The organism is Arthrobacter sp. HMWF013, assembly GCF_003061105.1.
Lineage (GTDB): Bacteria > Actinomycetota > Actinomycetes > Actinomycetales > Micrococcaceae > Arthrobacter.
In genome coordinates this window covers 1-5029 of the sequence record NZ_QAIQ01000045.1, presented here as the reverse complement: position 1 = coordinate 5029, position 5029 = coordinate 1, and the positions used below count along the sequence as shown (strand labels likewise).

Genomic DNA, 5029 nt, shown 5'->3' with positions numbered 1-5029 from the left:
GATGTTGCCGCCGGCAGGATCGATGTGTTTGCCACGGGGCGGATCGCGGCTGAGAACTTCATGAAGAACTCCCCGCTCGCCGCGGAGCTCAAAATCGTCGGTGATGTCTACGGAATGAAGCCTGCCGGTGTCGGCCTTCCCAAGGACGACACCGAATTGAAGCCCAAGGTGGACAAGATCATCGAAGAGCTCAAGGGTGACGGCACCTTGGAGGAACTGAACCAGAAGTGGTTCGGTTTCACGGTCGAGATCCCCGCCGCGTAATTTGCCATGAACATCTCCGAGCCCGGCTCTGTTGCAGCCGAATACTTCCCGATCTTTCTGACCGGCGCACTGACAACCCTGGGAATCGTTGCTGCGGCCATCGTCTGCGCCACCGTCCTGGGCTACATCATCGCCACCCTGCGGCTCTCCAGGATCCGTGCACTGCGGATCTTCGCCGCTGCCTATGTCTGGTTCTTCCGCGGCCTGCCGCTCATGTTGTCGCTGTTCTTCTTCTACTACACGAAGCCGTTCGGACTGACCATGGACGCATTCACGGCGGGCCTGATCGCCATGAGCCTGAACTCGGCGTCGTTCTTCTCGGAAATCATCAGGGCCGGGCTCAAATCGGTTGATACCGGCCACCTGGAAGCGGCGGACTCCGTAGGCATGAACCCGCTGCAGAAGTTCGTGCGGGTGACAGCTCCGGAAGGCATCCGGCTCATGACTCCCCCGTACATCAACAACTGCATCATCATGCTCAAGGAGTCCGCCCAGATCTCCGTCATCACAGTGCCGGACCTGATGCTGCAAGGCCAGAAGGCCTACAACTCCACGTACAACGTCATGGAAACCCTGGGGGTCGTGGCGGCAATGTACCTGGTCATGACCAGCCTGCTGATGGTCCTTCAGATCGTCATTGAAAAGAAAATGGGCCGCAAGATGGGCACCACCAAACAGGTGCGCGAAGCCGTTAGGAGCATGGCATGATCAGCATCACCGGGCTCACCAAGAGCTACAACTCGCGCGAGGTCCTGAAGGACGTAGACCTTCGGATCCTTCCCGGTGAGGTGGTGGCCATCATCGGCCCGAGCGGCGCCGGGAAGAGCACCCTGCTGAGGTGCATCAACATGCTGGAGGTACCGGACGCCGGACGCATCCACGTGGACGGCCGGCAGGTGTTCTACACCCCGAACGCGCGGGGAAAGCTTGGCGTCCTGGACCAGTTCCGGCTGACATGGTTGCGGCGTGAAATCTCCATGGTGTTCCAGCAGTTCAACCTGTGGCCGCACCGCACGGTTCTGGAGAATTTGTTGGAAGGGCCGGTGATCTCCAAGAGGCAGAAGCGGGCGGACGCGCAGGGGCGTGCCTTGGAAAAGCTCCGCTCGGTTGGCCTTGAGGACAAAGCGGACGCGTACCCCGCCGACCTGTCCGGCGGGCAACAGCAGCGGGTGGCAATCTGCCGCGCGCTCATGATGGATCCCAAGGCCATCCTCTTCGACGAGCCCACGTCCGCACTGGATCCGGAACTGGTGAACGAGGTCCTGGAGATCATGGCCAAGCTCGCGAAAACCGGTATGACCATGGTCATCGTGACGCACGAAATGAAGTTCGCGCGGGAGGTGGCGGACAGGGTGATCTTCATGGAACACGGCGGCATCGTGGCAGAGGGCCCGCCGGACGTGGTGTTCCAGCACCCGCGCCTGCGTGTCTATGCCTCACACCTGAGCCACTGAATGCCGCGGTTTCCGCTGACACTCGCTGAGTCCGGTCCGGAGGTCCGCCCGTATATGGCCTGCGCCCTGCTGCCCGGAGTCCGCCTGCCCGGGCAGCTCATCGGCATTGGGGAAAACTACTGGCCCGACTCCCGGGAAGGGAACGGCCTCCCGCTGTCCCCCGGGCCCGCCGGAGGCACCGCCCCGGACCGGCGGGCACCGGGACGCATTCCCCTGGTCTTTGGCAAGTTTCCCGGGAGCCTGGCAGGCGACGGCGGGCCCATCACGTTTGACCCGGCACATACGGGGACCGTCCTCTGCGAAGGTGAACTCGCCGTCGTCGTAGGCCGTGTGCTGAAGGATGCGCACAGCGCAGAAGAAGCGCTCGCGGCAGTCGCCGGGGTGACGGTGGCAAATGACGTCTCCGCGCGGACCCTGCAGGCAGCCGACGTCCAGTCCACCCGCGGCAAGAGCCTGGACACGTTCTGCCCGCTCGGGCCTGAACTGGTGACGCTTGACGAGATCAGGGACCTTCAGGACCTTCGCCTCGTCACAAGGATCAACGGTGGGGTGGTCCAAAGTTCCTCGACCTCCCGCATGGTTTTTTCCGTGGCGGAGCTGCTGATGTTCTGCTCCCGGTTCATGACCCTCTACCCCGGGGACGTGATCCTCACCGGCACCCCGTGGGCTGCTGACGAAACGGTCCTCGAGCTCCGTCCGGGCGATACCGTTTCGGTGGACATCGAAGGCGTGGGGACGCTCATGAATCCAGTGGCCCTGCCGGAGTCTTCAGCCGTGAACCTGACGTGACCCGCCGAGCGGGGCTGATTCTGAGCAGCTACGCTGCGGCTCCGGCCCTGGACGGCCGGGATCCGGTGGCTGAGGCCGCGTTTCTGTCCGGCGCTGCGGCACTGCCGCATGTCACTGGGCTGGAGATTCCGTTTTACGCCACGGGAAGGCTGCACAAGTACGACGGCGACTGGCTGGTTCAGCAGATTGGCCACCTCCCCGCCGATTTCAGCTATGTGCTCACCACCATTCCGGACACCATGGACCGGCTCGGCGCCTCCGTTGGCTTTGGCTTGGCCTCGGCCGACCTGGAAGGAAAACGCGCAGCACTGGAAAGAACTGCCGCTGCGGCTGAGGCGGTACGCACCCTGAACCGGACGGTGGGCCGTAAAGCGGTTCGCGCGGTGCACCTGTACAGCGCTCCCCGTCTTTCGGTGGGGGAGATCGGAACTTTCACCAGGACTACAGCATCCGTTGAAGCGTTGGCTGACTCGCTTAAGCAGTTGGCGGAGTATGACTGGGACGGTGCCCGGCCCGTTCTGGAACACTGCGACGCTGCCTCCGGCCACTACCCGCCGGTAAAGGGTTTCCTGCAGCTGGATCAGGAAATTGAAGCAGTACTTGCCGCGGGCACGGGGGCAGGTGTCACCGTGAACTGGGCCCGCTCGGTCATTGAGGGCCGTGATACCAACGCACCGGACCGGCATGTAGAACTGGCGTTGCAGGCAGGCGTCCTGGCAGGTGTTGTTCTCTCCGGGTGCTCATCCCAGGCCACGGCTTACGGCGGGGCGTGGGACGATACCCATCTCCCGCCGGCTCCGGTGGAACCAGCGTCCCTGCTGACGTCAGGGGCCATCCGTTCCATGGCAGCCGTGCTGGAAGGCGCCCCCACCGGTCCTGAACCGGAGGTCTATCGGGGGCTGAAGGTTTCCGCACCACGAGGAGCCAGTGTTGAACAGCGGTTGTCACTCCTGGCCGCGTCCATTGACGCCGCGTGCCGGGCCGGTTTCTGACTGGGCCGAGGCCCTAGCGCCCGCGCGTAGAAGCTCTGCGCAGGGATGTAGGTCACGCGGCGCCCGGTCCGTCCAACAATGCACTCGTGCTGCCCTGGGGGACCACCACGTGGACGGCGTTGCGCTGGATGGTGAAGTCGGCCGGCGTGGTGGTGGCGATTTCGCCGTCGAGGTTCACCGACAGCGGGGGCTCGGTGACCAGCCGGACGCGGCGGCTGGTCAGGTGGTACACCTTGTCGTGTTCCACGAAGCTGCCGTCCTTGAGCAGCCGCGCAATGCTCACGTGCTCCCGGAGGGGCGCCAGCGGGATGGCGTAGATATCGAGGGTGTGGTCGTCGATCCCCGCCGTCGGGGAGACCATGTTCCCGCCGCCGTAATGCTGGCCGTTGCCTACGGCCACCTGGAGCAGGTGCTCGAGTTCCATCGGCTCGTGGTCCCCCTCCGGGAACTCGAGACGTGCCCGGAACGCCTTGTGCCGGGCATAAGCGCGCAGGGTAGCAATGCCGTACGCCAGCGGCCCGATATATCGCTTCAGGCGGGGGCTGAGAGCTTCGGTGACACCCACTGACAGGCCCACGGACGCGACGTTGAGGAAAGGCTGGCCGTTGGCCCGGCCCAGATCGATGTCCACCACCTTCCCGTGGGCGATGACAGCACACGCCTCGGCAAGATTGTTCGGGATCTCCAGGGTCCGGGCGAGATCGTTGGCGGTGCCCAGCGGAAGAACGCCGAGCACGACGTCGGTGCCTGCCACCCTGCCGGCCGCGTAGGACACCGTCCCGTCACCGCCGCCGACAACCACCAGATCATGCCCGTCCGCCATCACCTGATCCAGCGCCCCGGCCAATTCCGCCCCGGAGTGCACGGGGTGCACGGAAGTGACCGGCACACCGGCCCCTCGCATCGCGTCCAGCGCAAGTTCGTGTGCCGCTGCTCCCCGGCGTGAACCAGTGTTGATCACGACGGCGGCAGAGCGGGCCTCTCGGGCATCCTTCATGTGGGCCATGTTAGGTGCTTGACCTGTGTAATCCTGCAGAAACCGGACAGCCCCTACTCGTGTGCAGGAGCGTTCTGCGCATGCATACCACGGAACAAGTTCTCACATTACACACCGTCAAGGTCTTGACCGGATCTGTCATACCCTGATAAACCTTAGGGGCGGAAAGCGCTTTCTCGCTCCGGCCCAGATACCCTCCCATCTTCACCCATATGTCCGGGCCATGAATGAAACGTTACAAATCATGCGGCAGACTCAGCTGCCGCCTGCATCAAAGGAGATGTTCCTTGACCTACCCCGCGAAATGTACCCCTCACTACAAACCCTTCAAGGCTGCGCCGTTGGCTGCCGCAGCCGCCCTCACGGCCGCGGCATTGGCCTTTACCGGTGTTCCGCTGGCGCAGGCAGAGCCGAGCTCGAACGCAGCCCAGCAGTCGGGCGCCGCTGACCTCAAGCGCCAGGTGGAGAACCTGGACCGTGCACCGGTGGCGGTGGCCACCGACCAGGGTGTGACGCTCGGCTGGCGGATGCTC

6 protein-coding genes and 1 pseudogene are annotated in these 5029 nt (G+C 64.1%); 6 read left to right on the top strand and 1 reads right to left on the bottom strand.

What is annotated here, in order from left to right; translation table 11 throughout:
• The 5 genes from DBR22_RS02290 to DBR22_RS02270 form a co-directional block, all read left to right on the top strand.
• Positions 1–264: transporter substrate-binding domain-containing protein (locus DBR22_RS02290; RefSeq protein WP_146187343.1), on the top strand; the 264-nt coding region annotated here is incomplete at its 5' end.
• Between the two features lie 6 nt (positions 265–270).
• Positions 271–972, top strand: a complete 702-nt coding sequence (locus DBR22_RS02285; RefSeq protein WP_108597602.1) for an amino acid ABC transporter permease — start codon at positions 271–273, stop codon at positions 970–972.
• Positions 969–1718, top strand: coding sequence for an amino acid ABC transporter ATP-binding protein (locus DBR22_RS02280; protein ID WP_108597601.1), 750 nt, complete (start codon positions 969–971; stop codon positions 1716–1718). Before DBR22_RS02285 ends, DBR22_RS02280 begins: the two co-directional genes overlap by 4 nt.
• Positions 1719–2507, top strand: a complete 789-nt coding sequence (locus DBR22_RS02275; RefSeq protein ID WP_108597600.1) for a fumarylacetoacetate hydrolase family protein — start codon at positions 1719–1721, stop codon at positions 2505–2507. It begins immediately after the preceding gene.
• Entirely contained in the window at positions 2504–3499 is a 996-nt protein-coding gene (locus tag DBR22_RS02270) for a DUF4862 family protein (RefSeq protein WP_108597599.1), read from the top strand. Before DBR22_RS02275 ends, DBR22_RS02270 begins: the two co-directional genes overlap by 4 nt.
• A 52-nt stretch (positions 3500–3551) precedes the next feature.
• Here the strand turns inward: DBR22_RS02270 and DBR22_RS02265 are convergent, their stop codons facing one another.
• On the bottom strand, positions 3552–4496 hold the full coding sequence (locus DBR22_RS02265) for a lipid kinase (protein ID WP_108597598.1): 945 nt from the start codon (positions 4494–4496) through the stop codon (positions 3552–3554).
• 227 nt (positions 4497–4723) lie between these two features.
• Between DBR22_RS02265 and DBR22_RS02260 the strand changes: the two are divergent.
• Positions 4724–5029: pseudogene (locus tag DBR22_RS02260) on the top strand (hypothetical protein); the annotation flags it as partial.